General features: G+C 72.0%; 2 protein-coding genes. One reads left to right on the top strand and one right to left on the bottom strand.

Annotated elements, in window-relative coordinates; all coding sequences use genetic code 11:
- Positions 1-44 precede the first annotated feature (44 nt).
- Complete coding sequence (locus N4P33_RS35265; protein ID WP_260830988.1) at positions 45-968, bottom strand: LLM class F420-dependent oxidoreductase; 924 nt, start codon at positions 966-968, stop codon at positions 45-47.
- Between the two features lie 172 nt (positions 969-1140).
- On the opposite strand from N4P33_RS35265, the gene N4P33_RS35260 reads away from it, so the two are divergent.
- A complete protein-coding gene (locus N4P33_RS35260) occupies positions 1141-1320 on the top strand; it encodes a hypothetical protein (RefSeq protein WP_260830986.1) in 180 nt (59 codons plus the stop codon).
- The last annotated feature ends 40 nt before the right edge of the window (positions 1321-1360 follow it).

Below are 1360 nucleotides of genomic sequence, written 5' to 3'. Positions count from 1 at the left end.
CCGACTGCGCGCCGCCGGCCGCGGGGCGGTCCGTCGTACGACTCCTACGCGAGCTGGGACTGGACCTGGGAGGAGATCAGTTCCAGGTGGTCGAGGTCGGTGAGGTCGAGGAGCTGGAGGTAGATCCGGCGGGAGCCGATCTCCTGGTAGCGGCCGATCTTGTCGACGACCTCGGCCGGGGAGCCCGCGAGGCCGTTGGCCCGGAGCTCGTCCACCTCGCGGCCGATGGCGGCGGCGCGGCGGGCGAGTTCGTGGTCGTCCTTGCCGACGCAGACGACGAGGAGGTTGGAGCAGGCGATGTCGCCCGGGTCCCGGCCGGCCTCCTCGGCGGCGGCGCGGACCCGGCCGAACTGCGCCGCGCTGTCCTCGGGCGAGGCGAAGGGCATGTTGAACTCGTCGGCGTACCTGGCCGCGAGCCGCGGGGTGCGGCTGGTGCCGTGGCCGCCGATGAGGACGGGGACCTTGGGCTGGGCGGGCTTGGGGAGCGCCGGGGAGTTCGTGAGGTCGTAGTAGGTGCCGTGGAAGTCGTAGGTGCCGCCGACCTCGGTGGACCACAGACCGGTGACGATCTCCAGCTGCTCCTCCAGGCGGGCGAACTTCTCTTTGGGGAAGGGGATCCCGTACGCCTTGTGCTCCTCCTCGAACCAGCCCGCGCCGAGGCCCAGTTCGACCCGGCCGCCGGACATCTGGTCGACCTGCGCGACCTGGATGGCGAGGACGCCGGGGAGGCGGAAGGTCGCGGCGGTCATCAGGGTGCCGAGGCGGATGCGCCGGGTCTCCCTGGCGAGACCGGCGAGGGTGATCCAGGCGTCGGTGGGCCCGGGCAGGCCGTCCACGGAGCCCATCTTGAGGTAATGGTCGGAGCGGAAGAACGCGTCGAATCCGAGGTCCTCGGTGGCCTTGGCGACGGTGAGGAGGGTGTCGTAGGTGGCACCCTGCTGGGGCTCGGTGAAGATGCGAAGATCCATACGTCCATCCTGCATGCTCCGGGCCGATTGATATGACCGCCCCAGTGACCGACACCCGGTGAAGATCGTTGCCCCGCACGGAGCCGGAACACCCGGCACCCGCGCCGGCCGGGGTACGTCCGGGGCGTCACCCGTACGGCCCCCGCGAGGGCCTGGGGCCGAGGAGGCCGTCATGTCCGAAGAGACCGCGCCGCAGCACACCGGTGAGCCGAACCGCCCGAAGGGCCTGCTCCAGCAGATGGAGGAGCTGATGGCCACCCTGAACGCGGACCTGTCAGCCCTGAACGCGGACCTGCGCGCGGCGGGGGCGACCGGGGGCGTGGGGGCCGGGGAGGAGAGAGCGGGGGGTTGAACGAGCGGGATGGGGCGGGGCGTACGGCGGGCGGGGCCGT

The organism is Streptomyces sp. 15-116A (assembly GCF_025290915.1).
Classification (GTDB): domain Bacteria; phylum Actinomycetota; class Actinomycetes; order Streptomycetales; family Streptomycetaceae; genus Streptomyces.
The sequence above is the reverse complement of the archived record's forward strand: the minus strand, read 5'-3'. Positions and strand labels throughout refer to the sequence as shown.

Excerpts from the sequence above, each read along its gene's own strand:
- N4P33_RS35265 (WP_260830988.1), bottom strand. The coding sequence starts at position 968 with ATGGATCTTCGCATCTTCACCGAGCCCCAGCAGGGTGCCACCTACGAC.
- N4P33_RS35260 (WP_260830986.1), top strand. The coding sequence starts at position 1,141 with ATGTCCGAAGAGACCGCGCCGCAGCACACCGGTGAGCCGAACCGCCCG.